Here is a 20,812-nt window from a genome sequence, read left to right on the forward strand (position 1 = left end):
GAAAGCCTTTTCTTGATGTTTGTCGATCGTGGCATTTTCTCACACAAAGACAACATCCCCAAGCCAAACCCCTTGCATCCGTGGTCAAAATGGTGTAATGGCGTTGCGAAAGCAAATGAAAACTATTATCATTCACGTTTTATGCCAACGCTACAACAAGGAAAACATGTCGTTCATCAAGAGCCGCAAGCATTCGCCAGCCACGCTCGCCGCACTCGCCACCCTGGCGATGCCGCTCGCCTTGCACGCTGAAACCCGTACCGATCCCGTTGCCCAGCAGGGTGACAACAAGATGCCGGAAGTGACCGTCACCGGCCGCGCCGTCAACAACGAATTCCAGATTCCGCAGCGTTCCGCGTCCGACAAGTTCACGGCGCCGCTGCTCGACACCCCGAAATCGGTGACCGTCGTGCCAAGCGAAGTGATCGCACAGACCGGCGCCACGTCGCTGGTCGACGCGCTGCGCACGGTGCCCGGCATCACGATGGGCGCGGCCGAAGGCGGCAATCCGGTGGGCGACAACCTGTTCATCCGCGGCTACAACGCCCAGACCGACACCTATATCGACGGCATCCGCGACAGTGGTTCGCAATCGCGCGAAGTGTTCGCGATCGAGCAGGTCGAAGTCGTCAAGGGCCCGAACTCCGCCTACGGCGGTCGTTCCTCGGCCGGCGGCGGCGTCAACATCGTCAGCAAGACGGCCAAGCTGGACAACTTCTACAACGGCTCCGTGGGCTTCGGCACCGACAACTACAAGCGCGTGACGGCCGACGTCAACCGCCAGATCGGCACCGATTCCGCGTTCCGCATTGCCGTGATGGGCCATGAGAACGACGTGGCGGGCCGCGGCCCCGTGGGCGGCGACCGCTGGGGCATCGCGCCGACGATCGGCTTTGGCCTGTCGGGTCCGACCCAGGTTAACCTGTCGTACTACCACATGGAGTCGAGCGAGCTGCCCGATACCGGCATCCCGTTCAACAACCCGTTCAGCACTGGTCCCAACGTGGCGAAGAACGGCAACGGCACGCCGCTGTCCGTGCCGCGCGACAGCTTCTGGGGTTTGACGAACCGCGATTTCCGCGACACCGAAACCGATATCGCCACCGTCGACGTCAAGCACGACTTCGGCAACGGCCTGACGCTGCGCAACGTGACGCGCTACGGCAAGACGAGCCAGGATTACGTGTGGACGCAGCCGGACGATTCGAAAGGCAACGTGGTCCTGTACGGCACCGTGTGGCGCCGCGCCAACACGCGCGTGACGGAAACGGAAACGCTGGCCAACAACACCGCGCTGTCCGGCGAAGTGCGCACCGGCACCCTGAAGCACAACTTCAGCACCGGCATCGAGTTCTCGCGCGAGCAGACCGACCGCGGCACCTACCTCTTCACGCCGGGCACTAACAACCCGCTGACGAGGACGTTCACGTGCCCGACCTCGGGCGCCGAGACGCTGTACAACTGCGCCCCGCTGGTCGGCGCCAACCCGGACGACCCATGGGCCTACAACCGCGCGCTGTCGCCGGCAAAAACGGCCGTGCGCACCAACACCCGCGCCGCGTACGCGATCGACACGATCGAGTTCACGCCGCAGTGGCTGCTGAACGTGGGCGTGCGCTGGGACGATTACCGCTCCGTGCTCGATACGCCGCAATACACGCTGAACGGCACCACGACCGCCGCCACGCATGCCGAGGCGAATGCCACGTTCACCAACTACCAGGCCGGCGTGGTGTACAAGCCTGCCGCGAACAGCAGCGTGTACCTGTCGTACGGCACGTCGTCCACGCCACCGGGCAATGATGCCGGCGATGGCCTGGACGGCCTGACCGCCGCCATCCAGTACCTGAAGCCGCAGGAAAGCCGCAACTTCGAGCTGGGCACCAAGTGGGAAGTGCTGGCACGCCGCCTGTCGCTGTCCGCCGCGATCTTCAAGAGCGACATGAACAACGCCCGCGTGACGGCGCCGGACGGCACCACGCAGAACGTGGGCAAGAAGAGCGTGCGCGGCTTCGAGCTGGGCGCCTCGGGCAGCATCACCACCGCCTGGCAGGTGTTCGGCGGCTACACGTGGCTCGACGGCAAGGTCGACGACAATGGCTTCGTCAACACGGGCACCGCCGCCGCGCCGGTCTGGTCGGCTTCGCCGTTCAACGGCAACGTGTTCCCGACCACGCCAAAGCACAGCGCTTCGCTGTGGACCACGTACAAGGTGCTGCCGAACCTGACGGTGGGCGGTGGCCTGAACTCGATGTCGAAGGTGTACGCCAACGTCAACAACAACAAGTGGGCGCCGGGCTACACCCGTTTCGATGCGATGGCGAACTACATCGTCAATCCCAACATCAGCTTGCAGCTGAACGTGCAGAACCTGTCGGACAAGCTGTATTACGACAAGGTCTCCTCGCCGCACTACGCGGGTGTGGCGGCCGGCCGCAGCGCATCGCTGACCGCCAGCTTCAAGTACTGAGGAACCCGGCGTGATCCTGCACATCCCCGGCGTGCTGACGCCCGAGCAGATCCGGCAGTTCCGTGAACGCCTCGCGCAGGCGGACTGGATCGACGGGCGCGCCAGCGTCGGCTCGCAGGGGGCGGCAGTCAAGCGCAATCGCCAACTGGCGGAAGGTTCGCCGCTGGCCGTCGAGCTGGGCGGCATCGTTGCCCGCGCCCTGACGGCCAACCCGCTGTTCTTCGCGGCGGCGCTGCCGCTGCGGATCCTGCCGCCGTACTTCAACGGTTATGCCGGCGGCGAAACGTATGGTGACCACATCGACGGCGCCATCCGCGTGGCGTCGCCCGGCGCGGCACCGCTGCGCGCCGACGTGTCCACCACGGTCTTCCTGTCCGAGCCGGACGAGTACGACGGCGGCGAGCTGATCGTCACCGATGCCTACGGTACGCACGAAGTGAAACTGCCGGCTGGCGACGCGATCCTGTATCCGTCGACAACGGTACACCGGGTAGAACCGGTCACGCGCGGCGAACGCCTCGCCTCGTTCCTGTGGACGCAAAGCATGGTCCGCGACGACTGGCAACGCACGATGCTGTTCGAGCTGGACCAGAACATCCAGTCCGTGCGCGCCGCCCACGGCGACAGCCCGGCCACCGTCGGGCTGACCGGTCACTATCACAACCTGCTGCGGATGTGGGCGGAGACATGAGGGGTCTGGTGTCTGACATTTTTTCTGGGCGCATCATCCAGAAAAAGTGTCAGACACCGGTTTTCTCGTGCTGCAACAATGCAGCGGCCGAACACCGGTGTCCGACACATTTTCTGAACAGCCCAGAAAATATGTCCGACACCAGGCGTGCAGGCGTTACGGAATAAAAAAAGACAGGCCAAAGCCTGTCTTTTTTTTCGTCTGCCGGCCCGTTACGACAGCTTGAAGTTGATCGGCACCAGCACGTACACCGGCACCGGCTTGCCATCTTCCATATAAGGCTTGAACAGGCTGCGCAGCGCGGCCTGGCGGCCGGCTTCGTCCAGGTTCTGGGAACCGGACGTCTTTTGCACCGTCGCCTGTTCCGGCGTGCCTTTCTCGCTGATCAGCACGCGCAGGGTGACGACACCCGTTTCGCCCAGCCGCCGCGAAATCGACGGGTAGACCGGCTGCGGCTGCCGCACGTATTCGACGCCCGTGACCAGTTTCGGCGAAGCGGGCGCCGGCGGGGCGGCGACTGGCGGGGCCGGTGGCGCCGGCGCGGCGGCCACCATGGGCGCAGGCTCGGCCGGCTTGACCGGTGCCGGCGGCACGGTGATCGTGTTTTCGATGACGATCGGCAGTTGCGGGATCACCGGCGTGAAGACGGGCGGCGGCTTGATGGCCACTTCGACCACCTTGGGCGGCGCAGGCGGTGCCGGCGGCGCGGGCGGTGCCACGAACGTCACGTCGACGACCTGCGGCAGCTTTTTCACGGCATCGACCACCATGCTGTTCTGCATGGCCCAGAAACCCACCAGGTGGAGGGCAACGATGGCGGCGATCTTGCCGGACTTGTTGCGGCCACTGCCGAGGGTGAAATCGGGGGGCGCTGAATTGGCCGCCTCAACAGGTGCGGCGGAAGGTTTGGACGTGGATCGGGGCAGGCTCAGAGAATTCAGCCCGAGCCGCGACACGCCTGGCCGGGGAAGGCCGGGCAGCGTTTGCATGGAATTTTTCTCAGGTAGTGAGGGTGGGGCGCTTCAGAACCGTTTCCTGGATCGGCGCGGCCACGTGTTCGTTCAGCACATCAACGGCATAGTCCAGGCAATTGCCGCAGCAGGTGGAAACACCCAGTGCTTCGCGCAGCCCGTCCATGGTGCTGATACCAAGGTCGATGGCTTGACGGATTTCTCGATCGGAGATGTTGTTGCAAACGCAAACGATCATTGAAACACCTTCTGGCTAATAAGACAGGAAAACCGCACAGGGCGGACTCATTACGAGAAAGTTGCCGGGAGCCTGCATTCGCTTCGGGACAGTCCCGAAAAACTTATGGCAAAGCTGCCAACCTTACGACTTTCTTAATGAGAATCATTATCATTACGTTTCCTATTCTGCCGCAACACCGCGTACAATGCAAGCGATACCTGCAAATACAAACCATTCGCATTTGCCTCTATAATGACCAGATTGATTTCCGCGAGAGAATTGCCATGACCGTTGCTCCCTCCTCCATCAGCCTTGACGCGCTTGCAGTCGGCAAAAGCGGCACGGTGGTGCGCGTGGCGCCCGGCAATTCCCCCGATACGGAAGATGGCGCCGACCTCGCGCGCCGCCTGATGGAGCTGGGTTTCGTGCCCGGCGAAAAAATCCGCATGCTCAAGCGCGGCATGCCCGGCGGCGAGCCGCTGGCGATCCGGGTCGGCAACTCGACCTTTGCATTGCGCCGTTTCGAAGCGGCCCTGGTCGCGATCCAGCCTGAATAAAACGAGGTCTTACATAGCATGGGTGTTACCGAGAAAGTGGCGCAGGCCGTGAGCCGTGCGCCGATGATTGCTTTGCTGGGCAATCCGAACTGCGGCAAGACGGCGCTGTTCAACCGCCTGACGGGCGCGCGCCAGAAAGTGGCCAATTACGCGGGCGTGACGATCGACCGCAAGGAAGGCCATTTCACGTCGCCCGCAGGGCATGCGTTCAAGGTGCTGGACCTGCCGGGCGCCTACAGCCTGAAGGCGCACACGCCGGATGAAGAGATCACGCGCGACGTGGTGGCCGGCCTGCGCGCGGGCGAAACCGCGCCCGACCTGGTGGTGTGCGTGGTCGATGCCACCAACCTGCGCCTGAACCTGCGCCTCGCGCTGGAAGTGCAGCGCCTCGGCCTGCCGATGATCCTGTGCCTGAACATGGTGGACGTGGCCCGCAAGCGCGGCATCGAGATCGACGCCGACAGGCTGGCCCGCGAACTGGGCATGACCGTGGTGGAGACGGTGGCGGTGCAAAGCGGCGGCGAAAAATCGCTGCTGCGCGCGCTGGACGAACTGGGCCCGCTGGCGCCCGTGAAGGCGCGGCCACTGGCTGCCATCGACACCGTTTCGGTCGAGGACACGCAGCGCGAGGTGCGCCGCATCCTCTCCGTGGCGACCAACAATATCCAGGGCAGCGAAACGGGCACCGACAAGATCGACAACGTGGTGCTGCACCCCGTCGTCGGCCCGGTGATCCTGGCGGTGCTGATGTTCCTGATCTTCCAGGCCGTGTTCAGCTGGGCCGAAGCACCGATGGAACTGATCGAGGGCACGTTCGGCGCGATCGGCGAAGCCGTGCAGGGCGTGATGGCCGAAGGCGTGCTGCGCAGCCTGCTGGTCGATGGCGTGATCGCCGGCGTTGGTGGTGTGATCGTGTTCCTGCCGCAGATCCTGATCCTGTTCTTCTTCATCCTCGTGCTCGAGGATTGCGGCTACCTGCCGCGCGCCGCCTTCCTGCTCGACCGCCTGATGGGCGGCGTGGGCCTGTCGGGCCGCGCGTTCATTCCGCTGCTGTCGTCGTTCGCCTGCGCGATTCCCGGCGTGATGGCCGCGCGCACGATCCAGAACCCGCGCGACCGCCTGGTGACGATCATGATCGCGCCGCTGATGACATGCTCGGCGCGCCTGCCCGTGTATGCGCTGCTGATCGCCGCGTTCATCCCGGACCGCGAAGTCGGCGGCATCTTCAACCTGCAAGGCCTGGTGCTGTTCGTGCTGTACTTCGCCGGCATCATCTCGGCGATGATCGTGGCCTGGGTCATGAAGCGCACGATGGGCGCGAAGCGCCGCCATGCGCTGATGCTGGAACTGCCGAACTACCACGTGCCGAACCTGCGCAACCTGGCCATCGGCCTGTGGGAGCGCGCCAAGATCTTCCTGCTGCGCGTCGGCACGCTGATCCTCACGCTGACGATCCTGCTGTGGGCGCTGTCGAGCTTCCCCGGCGCGCCGGAAGGCGCTATCCATCCGCCGATCTACTACAGCGTGGCGGGCATTATCGGCCGCGCGCTGGAATTCGTGTTCGCGCCGATCGGCTTCAACTGGCAGATCTGCATCGCGCTGGTACCGGGCATGGCCGCGCGCGAAGTGGCCGTGGGCGCCCTGGGCACCGTGTACGCGCTGTCGCAGACCGGCGACGAAGTGGCCACCGCGCTGGCGCCGCTGCTGGCCAGCACGTGGTCGATGGCCACGGCGCTGTCGCTGCTCACGTGGTACGTGTATGCGCCGCAATGCCTGGCCACGCTGTCGGTGGTCAAGCGCGAAACGGGCCACACCCGCTATGCGCTGATGATGGCCGGCTACATGTTCGGCCTGGCCTACGCCGCCTCGTTCATCGTTTACCAGACCGCCCGCCTGCTGGGGGCTTGAGGAGTTCGCCATGTGGCAGGAACTGATCGTAGCGCTCATCGTCATCGCCGCCCTCGCGCAGGCGTGCCGGAAATTCCTGCCCGCCACGCTGCGGCAGCGGATGGTCTACGCGCTGTCGAAAAAAGGCTTCGACCAGGACAAGCTGGCGAAGCTGTTCAAGGTGCAGTCCGACTGCGGCAGCGGCTGCGGTTCCTGCGGCTCGTGCGACACGACGCCGGCACCCATCGATACCGCGGAAGACAGCGGCACCAAACGGCGCGTGATCATGCTGAACGTGCAGCGCTGACCGCACCATCGTCAAAATAATAGGGACGGACCCTGTTTTTCAGGAAATTTCTTGAAAAACAGGGTCCGTCCCTAATGCCGTTCAGTTAAGCCGACGTGGCCATTCAAGGTGCCGCTAGCGTGCTTGGTGTCGGACATTTTTTCCGGGCGCTTTATCCGGAAAATGTGTCGGACACCGGTTTTCCGCTCCGAAAGTCGGCGACATACGCGAAAACCGGTGTCCGACACCAAGATGCCGGTGTCCGACACCAATACGCTAGCGTCGCGGAGTGCATCGAATTCCGTTAACTGAACGGCATTAGGGTCCGTCCCTATTTTTGCAGCGGTGGCGGTTCCTGCGATTCGTGTGAGGCGACACCAGCCCAACACCGTAGTGCCACCAACGCTCTGGTTGGCGAAGAAGCGGTCAACGAACCCGGGCTTGCCCCGGGTTTTGTTTTGGGTGCACCAGTAGCGATTCGACACCCCACGCGAGCATGAGAACGCCGCCTATCCAGGCTCCATTCGTTCGCAGCAGCGGCCAGGAAGCCATCGCCGCGATGCTGGCGGCCATCACGCACTTGATTATCGTGTCGTTCGAGATGCCGAAAATGCTGTCCGAACCGGGCTCCATGGCGGCGATGCGCCACTCGAACAGCAGGCCGGCAAGGCTGTTGGTGAGGTGCATGAACAGGCCACCGGCCGTCAGCGCCCGCAGGTCGCTGTCCACCGGCAGGAAGAGCAGCGCGGCGATCAGGGCTGCTTCGGCCAGGTAAAACAGGGCACGCTTGCGGGACGTTTTCATCGGCGGCGCCTTCGTGGTGGATTGGTCTTTCATTCCAGCCCCGGTTCGCCGAACCCGGCGCAGATGCGTTCGGACGCCATGGCCCGGTAATCGGCCAGCGGCGGCAACTGCATGCCGGCCCGCCGCGCATCGACTTCCTCAGGCACGCGCAGCGGATGCGGCTCCCATCGAAGCCGTGCCACGCAGCGCCCCTGCGTGCCGTAGAGCTGCGCTTCCCCGGCGCCCACCGCCACACGGTCGGACAGATACGCAAAGCTTTGCGGCACCACTTCGTTTGCCGCCACGAGCGGCTCCATCGCCCGCAGGACGGTGCGCTGCCAGGCGCGATCCTCGTCAGCATGCTGCACCAGCAGCCATGCCGCCTGGCTGGCATCCTTGCCCACCATCGCGATCGTCGGCCAGCCATGCCGGGCGAACACCGATTTCAGTTCCGCCGTGTGACGCCGCTGCACGACCGCCACCATGCCCGGCGATGCGTCGCCCTTCAGTACTGCCTGGTCGATTTCCTGCCAGCGCAGCAGGTCGGCGCGCAAGGCCGGCAAGGCCACGTCGGCCGCATTGGCGGTGGTGGACAGCAGCACAAGTGGCAGCAGCAGGCGCATGGGTCTCCCGTCGAGAAAGCAGCATTGTAGAAGCGGGAACGGCCATGAAATCTCGCCAATGTCCACAGCGCCAAAAAAAAACGCCACCCGAAGGTGGCGCGAAGTCTGAAGGATAAAGCGATGAAACTCTTTACAAGCCTTAGAAGCGGAAGTTCGCCGTCAGGCTGGCCGAGCGCGGGGTGCCCGGCGTGTAGCGGTAGCCGCTCTTGTTGATCGCGGCAACGTATTCCTCATCCGCCAGGTTGTACACGTTCAGGCGCAGGTCGACGTTTTTCGTGAGGGCATACGAAGCCATTGCGTCGGCCACCCAGTAGCTCTTCGCGTAAGCCGGGGTGCCCACGGCGCCATCGGTGCCGCGCAGCAGCTTGCCGTTGTAGCGCACGCCGCCCCCGACCGTCAGGCCGAACGGGAAGCTGTACGTGGTCCAGCTGGTGAACGCATCCTTCGGCGTGTACGTCAGGGCATTCTCGGCGTTGGCGGTCACCAGGCGACCCGCTTCCACGCTGGTCTTCATGTGCGTGTAGCCAGCACTGATCATCCAGTTCGGCGTGATCTGGCCCTGCACGCCCAGCTCGATGCCTTCGACACGTTTCTTGCCGGTCTGGTAGTAACGCGTGGCGTCGGTCGGATCGGCCTCGACTTCGTTTTTCACGTCGGTGATGTAGTAGGCGGCGGTGACGGCCAGTTTCTGGTCCACCAGGTCCCACTTGGTGCCGATTTCCTTGGTCAGCGTTTCCTGCGGATCGAACGCCGCATTGGCCGCACTGCTGGCCGACGTGGACAGGCTGAACGACGCGCCGCCCGGCGGCTGCTTCGAGTTGGCGATGGTGGCGTAGACGCTGCTGTTGGCGGTCGGCTTGTACAGCACCGACAGCTTGCCGGTGGTCAGCGTGTCGCTGTCGGACAGCACGGTCGGCACGAACACGTTGTTGGTCAGCGCGGTGGCGAAGTAGTCGAGGTCATAGTGATCGACGCGCACGCCGCCGTTGACGATCCACTTGTCGCCGATCTTCACGGTATCGAACAGGTACAGCGCCTGCGTATCGGTGCTGCCCTGGGCTCCGGCGCCGGTGCGCACGTTGTTCAGGCCAGTAAGCGTGATGTTGGCCTTCGGCGTATACAGCAGCGTTTCGGTCAGCGTGCCGGCGCCCGTACGGGCATACGTGTTCTGTTTTTCGCTGATGAATTCCAGGCCGCCCACGACGGTGTGCTGCAGCGTGCCAGTCGTCACATCCCACGTCACCGCGGTCTGGTTGGCGACGATGCGGTTTTCCTGATCCTTCAGCGTGCGGGTGGCACGGCGCAGCATCCACGTCGATGGATCGGCCGGGTTCGGCGTGATCAGGGTGGAGGGCGTGACCACGCCCGTAGTGGCATTCGTGCTGGTAGGGCCCATCATGAACGCGGTCAGCAGGTATTGCTGGCTGGTCTTGCCATAGCGCGAGGTGTTCTGCAGGCGCAGGTTCGGCGAGAAATCATGGTCGATGCGGACGGTGGCCATGTCGGCCTTCACGTCGTCGTGATCGCTCACGTGGCCATAGAAGCCTCGCGGGTCGACCATCGGTGCGTTGTTCAGGAATTCGCGGCGCAGGGCAGGGTTCGGATTGCGGCTGTCCGGGCTCGTGTAGCCGGGCAGGCCGATGGTCGGCACGCCGCCGTCGGGGATGTTGTCCTGCTTGATGTGCAGGTAGGACAGGTGCGCACGGGTCTTGCCGCCCAGGCCGAAGGCGATCGTCGGCGCCACGCCCCAGCGCTTGTTCTTCACCACGTCACGCGATGCGCTTTCCGAATCCTGTGCCATCACGTTCAGGCGGAAGGCAATGCCGCTCTCGGCGTTCAGCACGCGATTGATGTCGGCGGTGGCGCGCTTCTGGCTGCCGCTGCCACCGGTGATCGAACCCGAGATCGCGTTTTCCAGGTTGGCCTGCTTCGATTGCAGGTTGACCGAGCCGGTTGGTGCGCCGCGCCCCGTATCGGTGCCGGCCGGGCCTTTCAGCACGTCGATCTGTTCAATGTTGAACACGTCGCGCGAGATCGAGCCGATGTCGCGCACGCCATCCACGTGAATGCTGCCGGACGTGTCGAAGCCGCGCAGGAAGATCGCGTCACCCGTATTGGTGTTGCCGTTTTCACCCAGGAAGAACGTGCCCACGCCCGGCGAATTGCGCAGCGCCTCGGTCAGCGTGGTGGCGTTCTGCTGCTCGAACAGTTCCTTCTTGATCACGGTGATCGTCTGGGCCGTGTTCACCAGCTTTTCCGTGTACTTCGGCGACGATGCGCGTTCCGCCTTGAATTCATTTTCCTTCGTTGCCTCGGCAACGACTTCGGACATCTGCTTTTCCTGCGGCTCGGCTGCGTGCACGGCGGCGGCCGGCAACAGCAGCGTGGCCAGCACGGTGCTCATCTGCAAACGGGTAGGGTGCTTACGACTCTTAATCTGGGTCATTTCTTAACAACTTCCGTGTAAGTTTGTGTAAAGACAGCCACTGTAGCAATTGTGGCAAAGTATGTAAACGAGAATTGTTATCATTCGCATTCTTGGTAGCGCTATTCATCGCCATCTGTGGTAGTCGTGTCACGATAGGGAAGTGCTAAGCTGCGGTTTTCACCAACTTGCGGGTAACCAGGCACCACATGATCACCGTCCATCACTTGAACAATTCCCGTTCGCAGCGCGTGCTGTGGCTGCTGGAAGAATTGGGCCTGCCCTACCAGGTCGTGCGCTACGAGCGCGACAAGCGCACGATGCTGGCGCCGCCCGAGCTGAAGGCCGTGCACCCGCTGGGCAAATCGCCGGTCATCGTGGATGGCGACTGCACCGTGGCCGAATCCGGTGCGATCATCGAATACCTGCTGGATCACTATGACCAGATCGGATTGCGGCCGCCCGTGCGCACGCCGGAAAAACGCCGCTGGACGTATTTCCTGCATTACGCGGAAGGATCGATGATGCCGCCGCTGCTGATGAAGCTGATCTTCGACCGCGTGGAAACGGCGCCGGCGCCTTTCTTCGTGAAGCCGATCGCGCGCGGCATCGCGCAGAAGGTGAAGGCCAATTACATCCTGCCGCAGATCCGCCAGCACCTCGATTACCTGGAAGGAGAACTGGGCCGGCACGCATGGTTCGCCGGCGACGCGTTCAGCGCGGCCGATATCCAGATGAGCTTTCCGCTGGAAGCGGCCGCGTCGCGCGGCGGCCTCGATGCGGCCAGTCATCCGAAGCTGGCGGCCTTCCTGGAACGCATCCATGCGCGGCCGGCCTATGCGCGCGCGCTGGAACAGGGCGGGCCTTACGAACTGCTGCGCTAGGTGCCCGGGCGTGCGGTAGAATCGGCATTTTTGCCATGGGACGCCTGCTAGCCATCGACGGCCTGAACATCGTGCGGCGCGTGTATGAAGCGAGCCCCGAGCCTGACTCGGACCTGAAGGCCGAGATCGCACTGCGCCATGCGCTCAACTCCTTCCGCACGCTGATCAACGGCCATGAACCCACGCACGTGCTGCCCGCCTTCGACTATGGCGGCACGACGTGGCGCCACGCGCTGTACGGTGGCTATCGCGAATCGCGCGCGCCCATGCCGGCACCGTTGCGCGCGGCATTGCCGGGCTTCTACGCAAAGCTGGAAACGTTCGGCCTGCGCCCCGTTTCGCTGCCCGGGGTGGAAGCGGACGACGTGATCGGCACCGTCGTCATGCGCTGGCTGAAACAGGAACGGGGCGAAGCCGTCGTGGCCACCACGGACAAGGACCTGCATTGCCTGATCGCCCATGGCGCCCGCGTGTGGGACCACTTCAAGAGCGAATGGCATGACCAGGCATGGGTCGAGAACAAGTGGGGCGTGCCGGCCGCCCAGCTGCCCGACCTGCTGGCGCTGATGGGCGACGCCACCGACAGCATCCCCGGCGTTTCCAAGGTGGGCCTGAAGACGGCGGCAAAGCTGCTGCGCACCTACGGCTCGCTGGACGCGATCATGGCCGGCGCCGGCATCCTGAAGGACACGGTTGGCGAGGCACTACGAAAAGAGCGGGAGATGCTGTATCTTTCCCGTCAGCTGGTGGAACTGAAGACGGACGTCACGGTGGGCGTGAGCTGGAACATGCTGGCCTGGGAGCGTTGAAGGAGACGCTGTGGGCGCGGCAATGAGGAAAGAACAACGATGCTGAAGGCAGTGATCATCGACGGCAGCGCAGTGGCGCGCGGCCTGCTCAATACGGTGCTGATGGATGGCGGCTACGACGTCGTCGGCCAGGCGCACACCTGCGCGGCCGGCACGGCGCTGCTGATCAAGTTCAACCCGCAGATCGTCTGCATCAACCGCGACCAGCTGGAGCAGGACATCCCCGGCGTCGAGGCGATGCGCCGGCAATGGCCGAAGGCGCTGATCTTCATGGTTTCCAGCGAATTCGACGCCGCCACCGTGCAAAAGGGCCACGCGATGGGCATCAACGGCTACATCGTCAAGCCATTCAACGCGGGCACCGTGCTGAAGACGATCCGCAATACCGTGATCGCGATGGTGAAGCGGCAACAGAAGGCGCTGGAGGATGCGGGCGGCCAGGCGCCGGCGGGGGAAGAATGAAAAAGTAGGCGCCGCTGGTGTCGTACACTTTTTCGAGCCCTGCTCGAAAAGGTGTACGACACCGGTTTTCCGCGAGCCCGGTCGGAAAATCGGGAAAACCGGTGGCTAAAACCGGTGTCAGACACCTTTTTCCGGAAGAAGCGCCCGGAAAAAGGTGTCTGACACCAAGCATGCGGTCTCGGCTACACCCGCTTAGAGCTTAACCCGCGGAGCGTGGCCCGGCGATGATGCCGCCGCCCAGGCACACGTCGCCGTCGTACAGCACGGCCGACTGCCCCGGCGTCACGGCCCACTGCGGGTCCATGAACGACAGCGCGAATTCGCTGGTGCCGGCGGGCGCCACGTCGCAGGCCACGTCGGCCTGGCGGTAGCGCGTCTTGGCGGCGATGCGGCCCGCTTCGGGCGGCACGCCGGCGATCCAGCTGGCCTGGTCGGCGGCCAGGTCCGGCGACAGCAGCCATGGGTGGTCGTGGCCCTGCACCACCCACAGCGTGTTCGTGGCCACGTCCTTGCGCGCCACGTACCACGCGTCGCTGCTGCCGTCTTCCTTCTGGTAGCTCTTCACGCCGCCGATGCCGATGCCCTTGCGCTGGCCCAGCGTGTAGAACGACAGCCCCACGTGTTCGCCGACGGTTTTCCCGTCCGGCGTCTTCATCGGCCCCGGCTTGTACGACAGGTAGCGGTTCAGGAATTCGCGGAACGGCCGCTCGCCGATGAAGCAGATGCCCGTCGAATCCTTTTTCGCGGCATTCGGCAGCTTGAGCTTCTCGGCGATCTTGCGCACTTCCGTCTTCGGGATCTCGCCCAGCGGGAACAGCGTCTTGGACAACTGCGCCTGGTTCAGGCGGTGCAGGAAATAGCTCTGGTCCTTCGTGTGGTCGACGGCCTTGAGCAGTTCGTGCGTGCCGGTCACGGCATTGTGGCGCACGCGCGCATAATGGCCGGTGGCGATCAGGTCGGCGCCCAGCACCATCGCATGGTCGAGGAAGGCCTTGAACTTGATCTCGGCGTTGCACAGCACGTCCGGGTTCGGCGTGCGGCCGGCCTGGTATTCGCGCAGGAATTCGGCGAATACGCGGTCCTTGTATTCGGCGGCGAAGTTCACCGCTTCGATATCCACGCCCACCACGTCGGCCACGCTGGCCGCGTCGATCCAGTCCTGGCGCGTGGAACAGTATTCGGAATCGTCGTCGTCTTCCCAGTTCTTCATGAACAGGCCAACCACTTCATAGCCCTGTTCCTTCAGCAGCCATGCCGACACCGAAGAGTCCACGCCGCCGGACATGCCGATCACGACTTTTTTCTTGCTCATTTCATCAATCCGTGTTGTTCACACTTCCTCGTAGACCGAGACGTGCGTATGCAGCAGTTCAAGCGGCGCGCGCTTGCCTGCCAGGTATTCGTCGACGCACGTCATCAGCAGCGGGCTGCGGTGACGCTCGCGGCACGCGGCGATTTCGTCGCGCGTCAGCCACATCGTGCGCAGGATGCCGTCGTCCAGCGGGCGCTCCGGGTGAAATTCTCCCGGCACGCCGCAGAAGGCAAAGCGCAGGTAAGTCACCAGTTCGCCGGTGCGCGCCGAGCGGTAGCGCGACATGTACATGCCCACCAGCGCCGTCGGCGTGAAGTCGTAGCCGGTTTCCTCCAGCGTTTCGCGCACCACGGCTTCTTCGAGCGATTCGAGTGGGTCGAGGTGGCCGGCCGGCTGGTTCAGGCGGATGCCATCGCTGGTTTCTTCTTCGATCAGCAGGAACTTGCCGTCGCGCTCGATGACGGCGGCAACGGTCACATTGGGTTTCCAGGTACGCGGCATGAAGGTCATCCTTGAAAGAGCCGGTATTTTAGCCTGTTCCGCCCGGACACATGTGACTGCCGCGTGACACCACACATCACTTGTTGTCAGCAAGTCGACGTTGACTTATGAAAAAGATTATTCGACAAGATTTCCGTGCTAGTGTTGAGTCAGTCTCAATTCAACCCTGCAGTCGGTTTCGCACTCTCACTCGATCAATAACATCGGAGGCGTTTCATGAGGATAGGAATACCGGTCGAAACGCGGCCGGGCGAAACACGCGTCGCCGCAACGCCCGAAACAGTCAAGAAACTCGCGGGCAAGCACCAGCTGATTGTGCAATCCGGGGCCGGCATGGCCGCCTCCATTCCCGACGATGCCTATGCCGCCGCCGGCGCCACGATCGCCGGCGCGGCAGAAGCCTATGGCAGCGACATCGTGCTGAAGGTGCGCGCGCCGGATGCCGGGGAGCGCGCACAGATGAAGGCGGGCACGGTGCTGATCGGGATGCTCAACCCGTTCGATAACGACAACATTGCCGCGATGGCCACGGCCGGGCTGTCCGCCTTTGCGCTGGAAGCCGTGCCCCGCATCACGCGGGCGCAATCGATGGACGTGCTGTCGTCCCAGGCCAATATCGCCGGCTACAAGGCCGTGATGGTGGCCGCCAATACTTACCAGCGCTTCATGCCCATGCTGATGACGGCCGCCGGCACCGTGAAGGCGGCGCGCGTGCTGATCATGGGTGTCGGCGTGGCTGGCCTGCAGGCGATCGCCACCGCCAAGCGGCTCGGCGCCGTGATCGAGGCGTCCGACGTGCGACCGCCCGTGAAGGAGCAGGTCGAGTCGCTGGGCGCCAAGTTCATCGACGTGCCGTTCCTCACCGACGAAGAAAAGGAAATCGCCCAGGGCACGGGCGGTTATGCGCGGCCGATGCCCGCGGACTGGATGCGCCGCCAGGCGGAGCTGGTGCACGAGCGGGCGAAACAGGCCGACATCGTCATCACCACCGCGCTGATACCGGGCCGGAAGGCACCGGTGCTGATCTCGGAAGACACCGTGCGGGCCATGAAGCCGGGGTCCGTGATCGTCGACCTGGCAGTGGAGCAGGGCGGCAACTGCCCGCTTTCCGAGCTTGGCCGCACGGTGGTGAAGCACGGCGTCCACATCGTCGGCGAGCCGAACCTCGCTTGCCACGTGGCGGCCGATGCCTCGGCGCTGTATGCCCGCAATGTGCTCGATTTCCTCAAGCTGATCCTCGACAAGGAAGACAAGCTGGTCATCGACCGCGAGGACGAGATCATCAAGGCCACACTGGTGGCGCACGGCGGAGACGCATTAAGAAAGTAAGCCGGAAAACAAGGAGAGCTTCATGAAAGTGAGCCAGACCATCATCGAAACAAGGAGAGCGTTGTGGAAGTGAGTCACACCATCATCAATCTCATCATCTTCGTGCTGGCCATCTATGTGGGCTATCACGTGGTCTGGAACGTGACGCCGGCGCTGCACACGCCGCTGATGGCCGTCACCAACGCCATTTCCGCCATCGTCATCGTCGGTGCCATGCTGGCCGCCGGCCTGACCGAAGGCCTCATCGGCCAGGTCGCCGGTACCGTGGCGGTGGCGCTGGCTGCCGTCAACGTGTTCGGCGGCTTCCTCGTCACGCGCCGCATGCTGGAAATGTTCAGGAAGAAGGAAAAGAAAGAGGGAGGCAAGTGATGGCCTTCATCTCGATGAACCTGGTGACGATGCTGTATCTCGTTGCCTCCGTATGCTTCATCCAGGCGCTGAAGGGCCTGTCGTCGCCGGCCAGCGCGAGGCGCGGCAACGCCTTCGGCATGGCCGGCATGGCGATCGCGGTGGTGACGACGATCGCGCTGATCGCGAAATTGCAGGCCGACAGTGCCAGTACCGGCGCCAGCGGCCACGGCATGGGCTTCGGTCTCGTTGCATTCGGCGTGATCGTCGGCGGCGCCATCGGCGCCTATCTCGCGAAGACCGTCGAGATGACGAAGATGCCCGAGCTGGTGGCGGCCATGCACTCGCTGATCGGCCTTGCCGCCGTCTGCATCGCCGTGGCCGCGGTATCGGAACCGCAGGCGTTCGGCATCGCCGCGCCGGGCGAGCCGCTGCCGCTGGGGAACCGCATCGAGCTGTTCATCGGCACGTTCGTCGGCGCGATCACGTTCTCCGGTTCCGTCATCGCGTTCGGCAAGCTGGCCGGCAAGTACAAATTCCGGCTGTTCCAGGGCGCGCCCGTGGTATTCGCCGGCCAGCACGTGCTGAACCTCGTGCTGGCGCTGGTGATGATCGCGCTGGGGCTGGTATTCGTGTTCGCCGACGGGGTGGCACCGGCCTGGACGCCCTTCGTCGTCATGACCGCGATCGCCTTCGTGCTGGGCGTGCTGATCATCATTCCGATCGGCGGCGCGGACATGCCGGTGGTGGTCTCCATGCTGAACAGCTACTCCGGCTGGGCGGCCGCCGGTATCGGCTTCTCGCTGAACAACTCCATGCTGATCATCGCCGGTTCGCTCGTGGGGTCGTCGGGCGCGATCCTGTCGTACATCATGTGCAAGGCGATGAACCGCTCGTTCTTCAACGTGATCCTGGGCGGCTTTGGCGGCGACGCGGCAGCGGCGGCCACCGGCGGCGCCCAGGTCGCGCGGCCGGTGAAATCCGGCTCGGCCGACGATGCGGCGTTCCTGATGAGTAATGCCGAAACCGTGATCATCGTGCCCGGCTACGGCCTGGCCGTGGCACGCGCCCAGCACGCGCTGAAGGAACTCGTGGAAAAACTCACGGAGCACGGCGTCACCGTCAAGTATGCGATCCACCCGGTGGCGGGCCGCATGCCGGGCCACATGAACGTGCTGCTGGCCGAAGCGGAAGTGCCCTATGACCAGGTGTTCGAGATGGAAGACGTCAACGGCGAGTTCGCGCAAGCCGACGTGGCGCTGATCCTGGGCGCAAACGACGTGGTCAACCCCGCCGCCAAGGACCCGAAATCGCCGATCGCCGGCATGCCGATCCTGGAGGCCTACAAGGCCAAGACGGTCATCGTCAACAAGCGCTCGATGGCATCCGGCTACGCGGGCCTGGACAACGAGCTGTTCTACATGGACAAGACGATGATGGTGTTCGGCGACGCCAAGAAGATCATCGAAGAGATGGTCAAGGCGGTCGACTAGCCATCCCGGCATTAGAAGCGGCCAATACGGCCCAGCTTGTGTCCACTTTGAGGCCTGACCCCAAGGTGGACACAAGCTGGGCCGTCGTCATTTTTCTGCGCCAAAATTTTTCGTGCCAGTTGTCGAATTCCTGTATCATTTCCCGAAAATGGTAACGTTTCCATCGGCATGCCGCCGGGCGGGAACAAGTCAGGAGACAGGCATGGCAGGTTCAGGTTCGGGGCGCTGGCTGGTGGTGTCACTGCTGGCGCCGTTGCTGGCGCTGGGCACCGGTGGCGCAGTGGCGCAGACGGTGCAGGCGTGGGTCACCAGCGGCGACCAGTCGCGGCTGATGCAGCGGGGCGACGATGCGCGGTTCGGGGCCGCCGGCAGCGAGCCCACCATCATCGACGTCGACCCAACCCGCCGCTACCAGCAGATGACGGGCTTCGGCGCCTCGATCACCGATGCCTCCGCCTGGCTGATCCAGCACAGGATGACGGATTCGCAGCGTGAAGCCTTGCTCAACGAGCTGTTCGGCGCGCCGCCCGCCGGTCTGGGCCTGTCGTTCACGCGCCTGACCATCGGCGCCTCCGATTTTTCGCGCACGCACTACAGCTTCGACGACATGCCGCCCGGCGCGACCGATCCGGACCTCGCACACTTCTCGATCGAGCCGAACCGCGCGGACGTGCTGCCTGTGACGAAAGCGGCGCTGGCGATCAACCCGCAACTGAAGGTGATGGCCTCGCCCTGGAGCGCACCTGGCTGGATGAAAAGCACCGACAGCCTCATCCAGGGCACGCTGAAGCCGGAAGCGTTCGCGCCGTTCGCCGCCTACCTGTCGAAATACGTCGCCGCCTACAAGGCCGAGGGCGTGCCGATCTTCGCGCTCACGCTGCAGAACGAGCCCCACTTCGAGCCGAAGAACTATCCCGGCATGCGTGTCGATCCGGGCAAGCGCGCGGCCTTCATCGGCGGCCACCTCGGGCCGCTGCTGGCGAAGGAACATCCCGGCGTGCGCATCCTGGACTGGGACCACAACTGGGACGAACCGGGTTCGCCGGCGGCCGTGCTGCGCGATCCCGCCGCGAACCGCTACGTGGCCGGCGTGGCCTGGCACTGCTACGGCGGCGACGTGCGTGTGCAGGCCGCGCTGCACGATACCTGGCCGGACAAGGAGACGTGGTTCACCGAATGCTCCGGTGGCGGCTGGGCGCCGGGCTGGGCAAACAACCTGCTGTATTTCACGCGCACGCTGGTGATCGGCACCACGCGCGGCTGGGCGAAGGGCGTGCTGCTGTGGAACCTGGCACTGGACGAAAACGGCGGCCCGCACCTGGGCGGCTGCGACAACTGCCGGGGCGTCGTCACCATCGACTCGCGCACCGGCGAGGTCACGCGCAACGTCGAATACTACGCACTGGCCCATGCCAGCCGTTTCGTGCGGCCCGGCGCGCACCGTGTCTGGTCCAGCAGCGGCTATGCGGACCTGGACACGGTGGCTTTCCGCAATACCGACGGCACGCTGGCGCTGCTCGTCACCAATGCGGCCGATGCGCCGCGCCGTTTCGCCGTGCGCCTGGGCGGGCGTGCCTTTACCTACGCGCTGCCGCCGAAGAGCGTGGCAACCTTCGCCTGGAAGTGAGCACTGTGAGCAGGGGCGGCCGATACAGTATGCTTGCGTCATTACAGCACGATAGGAAAACGTAGTGGCAACCATCAAGGACGTGGCCCGGCTGGCGGGCGTGGGACTCGGCACCGCATCGCGCGTGGTCAGCGGCAAGGGCGCGGTGTCGCCGGCCACGCAGGCCAAGGTGCGCGCGGCGATCGACGAGCTGGGGTTCCGGCCATCGCATGCGGCGCGGGCCCTGCTGTCCGGCTATTCGAAGATGATCGGCGTGTACATCCCGATCCTGAAGGGCACGTTCTATACGCCGATCCTGCAGATGATCGACCTCGAGCTGCGCGCCAACGGCCTGCACATGGTGGTGGCGTTCGGCGTGGGCCGGGGCGATGCGCTGCGCCAGGCCGTCGAAGGCATCGAATTCCTGATGGAGCGCGGCTGCGACGGCATCATCTCGATGAGTAACATCCTCGGCGACGAGGATATCGCCGCGCTGGGCGCGCGCGGCGCCAACATCGTGGTCGTCAACAATGCCACCAGCGGCCTTGGCGAGCAGGCCTTCCAGGTCGATCACCGCAAGGGTGGCGCGCTGGCGGCGGACACGCTGCTGGAGCAGGGCCACCGCCAGATTGCCGTGATCGCCGGCCCGTCCGATGCGCCGGACAACGTGGAGCGGGTCGACGGCTTCCTCAAGGCATTAAAGAAGGGCGGCATCGATACCGCCAGCCTGTGGATCGCCGAGAGCGACTTTTCGCCGGAAGGCGGCTTCGCGTGCGCGAAGGAATTGCTGGCCTCGAATTACGGATTCACCGCGCTGTTCTGCGCCAATGACGAAATGGCCGTCGGCGCGCTGTCGCATTTCCAGGAGGCCGGCATTGCCGTGCCGCGCGACGTGTCGGTGCTCGGCTACGACGACACGCCCAGCGCCGAGTTCTCGGCACCGCGCCTCACGTCCGTGCACATTCCCTGGCGCGACGTGGTCAAGGCTGGCCTGAACGCGCTGCTGAACCGCTGCTATGGCGGCGAACGGGCCGTGGCGCGGCGCTATCCGCTCAGCGTCACGCACCGGGCGTCACTGGGCCCCGTATCGGTGGCGAAGGCCCGCAAGCGCGGCAAGTAGCAGTGCAGCGGCGTGCCTGCGGGCGCGCCATTTTT

General features: G+C 64.3%; 20 protein-coding genes. 13 read left to right on the forward strand and 7 right to left on the reverse strand.

Annotated features, from left to right (window positions below; translation table 11 throughout):
• Positions 1–166: 166 nt before the first annotated feature.
• Positions 167–2,470, forward strand: coding sequence for a TonB-dependent receptor (locus EWM63_RS15070; protein WP_130187259.1), 2,304 nt, complete (start codon positions 167–169; stop codon positions 2,468–2,470).
• Positions 2,471–2,480: 10 nt separating this feature from the next.
• Positions 2,481–3,161 (forward strand): Fe2+-dependent dioxygenase, encoded by a 681-nt coding sequence (locus tag EWM63_RS15075; RefSeq protein ID WP_130187260.1) that lies wholly within the window; start codon positions 2,481–2,483, stop codon positions 3,159–3,161.
• A 212-nt stretch (positions 3,162–3,373) separates the two neighbouring features.
• Here EWM63_RS15075 and EWM63_RS15080 read toward each other — a convergent pair whose 3' ends face one another.
• On the reverse strand, positions 3,374–4,150 hold the full coding sequence (locus EWM63_RS15080) for an energy transducer TonB (RefSeq protein ID WP_229487905.1): 777 nt from the start codon (positions 4,148–4,150) through the stop codon (positions 3,374–3,376).
• Between the two features lie 10 nt (positions 4,151–4,160).
• Positions 4,161–4,370 (reverse strand): (2Fe-2S)-binding protein, encoded by a 210-nt coding sequence (locus EWM63_RS15085; RefSeq protein ID WP_130187261.1) that lies wholly within the window; start codon positions 4,368–4,370, stop codon positions 4,161–4,163.
• 137 nt (positions 4,371–4,507) lie between these two features.
• Between EWM63_RS15085 and EWM63_RS15090 the strand changes: the two genes are divergently transcribed.
• Genes EWM63_RS15090 through EWM63_RS15100 form a run of 3 tightly spaced genes read left to right on the forward strand, consistent with a single transcriptional unit; the run spans position 4,508 to position 7,103 of the window.
• Positions 4,508–4,909: a FeoA family protein gene (locus EWM63_RS15090; RefSeq protein ID WP_307720860.1), complete on the forward strand. Its 402-nt coding sequence runs from the start codon at positions 4,508–4,510 to the stop codon at positions 4,907–4,909.
• 18 nt (positions 4,910–4,927) lie between these two features.
• Positions 4,928–6,817: a ferrous iron transporter B gene (feoB, locus tag EWM63_RS15095; RefSeq protein WP_130187262.1), complete on the forward strand. Its 1,890-nt coding sequence runs from the start codon at positions 4,928–4,930 to the stop codon at positions 6,815–6,817.
• A gap of 10 nt (positions 6,818–6,827) precedes the next feature.
• A complete protein-coding gene (locus tag EWM63_RS15100; RefSeq protein WP_130187263.1) occupies positions 6,828–7,103 on the forward strand; it encodes a DUF6587 family protein in 276 nt (91 codons plus the stop codon).
• A gap of 405 nt (positions 7,104–7,508) precedes the next feature.
• On the opposite strand, the gene EWM63_RS15105 is transcribed toward EWM63_RS15100, so the two are convergent.
• The 3 genes from EWM63_RS15105 to EWM63_RS15115 form a co-directional block, all read right to left on the reverse strand.
• Complete coding sequence (locus tag EWM63_RS15105; protein WP_130187264.1) at positions 7,509–7,886, reverse strand: hypothetical protein; 378 nt, start codon at positions 7,884–7,886, stop codon at positions 7,509–7,511.
• A gap of 29 nt (positions 7,887–7,915) precedes the next feature.
• A complete protein-coding gene (locus EWM63_RS15110; protein WP_130187265.1) occupies positions 7,916–8,488 on the reverse strand; it encodes a DUF6624 domain-containing protein in 573 nt (190 codons plus the stop codon).
• Positions 8,489–8,627: 139 nt separating this feature from the next.
• Positions 8,628–10,934: a catecholate siderophore receptor Fiu gene (locus EWM63_RS15115; protein ID WP_130187266.1), complete on the reverse strand. Its 2,307-nt coding sequence runs from the start codon at positions 10,932–10,934 to the stop codon at positions 8,628–8,630.
• A gap of 188 nt (positions 10,935–11,122) precedes the next feature.
• On the opposite strand from EWM63_RS15115, the gene EWM63_RS15120 reads away from it, so the two are divergent.
• Genes EWM63_RS15120 through EWM63_RS15130 form a run of 3 tightly spaced genes read left to right on the forward strand, consistent with a single transcriptional unit; the run spans position 11,123 to position 13,068 of the window.
• Complete coding sequence (locus EWM63_RS15120; protein WP_130187267.1) at positions 11,123–11,797, forward strand: glutathione S-transferase family protein; 675 nt, start codon at positions 11,123–11,125, stop codon at positions 11,795–11,797.
• Positions 11,798–11,832: 35 nt separating this feature from the next.
• Entirely contained in the window at positions 11,833–12,606 is a 774-nt protein-coding gene (locus tag EWM63_RS15125) for a 5'-3' exonuclease (protein ID WP_130187268.1), read from the forward strand.
• A 39-nt stretch (positions 12,607–12,645) separates the two neighbouring features.
• Complete coding sequence (locus EWM63_RS15130; RefSeq protein WP_130187269.1) at positions 12,646–13,068, forward strand: response regulator; 423 nt, start codon at positions 12,646–12,648, stop codon at positions 13,066–13,068.
• 199 nt (positions 13,069–13,267) lie between these two features.
• On the opposite strand, the gene mnmA is transcribed toward EWM63_RS15130, so the two are convergent.
• A complete protein-coding gene (mnmA, locus tag EWM63_RS15135; RefSeq protein ID WP_130187270.1) occupies positions 13,268–14,380 on the reverse strand; it encodes a tRNA 2-thiouridine(34) synthase MnmA in 1,113 nt (370 codons plus the stop codon).
• Between the two features lie 18 nt (positions 14,381–14,398).
• Positions 14,399–14,881, reverse strand: coding sequence for an NUDIX hydrolase (locus tag EWM63_RS15140; protein WP_130187271.1), 483 nt, complete (start codon positions 14,879–14,881; stop codon positions 14,399–14,401).
• Between the two features lie 216 nt (positions 14,882–15,097).
• Here EWM63_RS15140 and EWM63_RS15145 point away from each other — a divergent pair, with 216 nt between their 5' ends.
• From EWM63_RS15145 to EWM63_RS15165, 5 genes are all read left to right on the forward strand, one after another.
• Positions 15,098–16,210, forward strand: a complete 1,113-nt coding sequence (locus tag EWM63_RS15145) for a Re/Si-specific NAD(P)(+) transhydrogenase subunit alpha (RefSeq protein WP_130187272.1) — start codon at positions 15,098–15,100, stop codon at positions 16,208–16,210.
• A 63-nt stretch (positions 16,211–16,273) separates the two neighbouring features.
• Complete coding sequence (locus EWM63_RS15150) at positions 16,274–16,579, forward strand: proton-translocating transhydrogenase family protein (protein WP_130187273.1); 306 nt, start codon at positions 16,274–16,276, stop codon at positions 16,577–16,579.
• Positions 16,579–18,051, forward strand: coding sequence for an NAD(P)(+) transhydrogenase (Re/Si-specific) subunit beta (locus tag EWM63_RS15155; protein ID WP_130187274.1), 1,473 nt, complete (start codon positions 16,579–16,581; stop codon positions 18,049–18,051). The genes EWM63_RS15150 and EWM63_RS15155 overlap by 1 nt, the downstream gene beginning before the upstream one ends.
• 202 nt (positions 18,052–18,253) lie before the next feature.
• Complete coding sequence (locus tag EWM63_RS15160) at positions 18,254–19,678, forward strand: glycoside hydrolase family 30 protein (protein WP_130187275.1); 1,425 nt, start codon at positions 18,254–18,256, stop codon at positions 19,676–19,678.
• A 64-nt stretch (positions 19,679–19,742) separates the two neighbouring features.
• Entirely contained in the window at positions 19,743–20,777 is a 1,035-nt protein-coding gene (locus EWM63_RS15165; RefSeq protein ID WP_130187276.1) for a LacI family DNA-binding transcriptional regulator, read from the forward strand.
• The last annotated feature ends 35 nt before the right edge of the window (positions 20,778–20,812 follow it).

The organism is Pseudoduganella lutea, assembly GCF_004209755.1.
GTDB classification, from domain to species: Bacteria; Pseudomonadota; Gammaproteobacteria; order Burkholderiales; family Burkholderiaceae_D; genus Rugamonas; species Rugamonas lutea.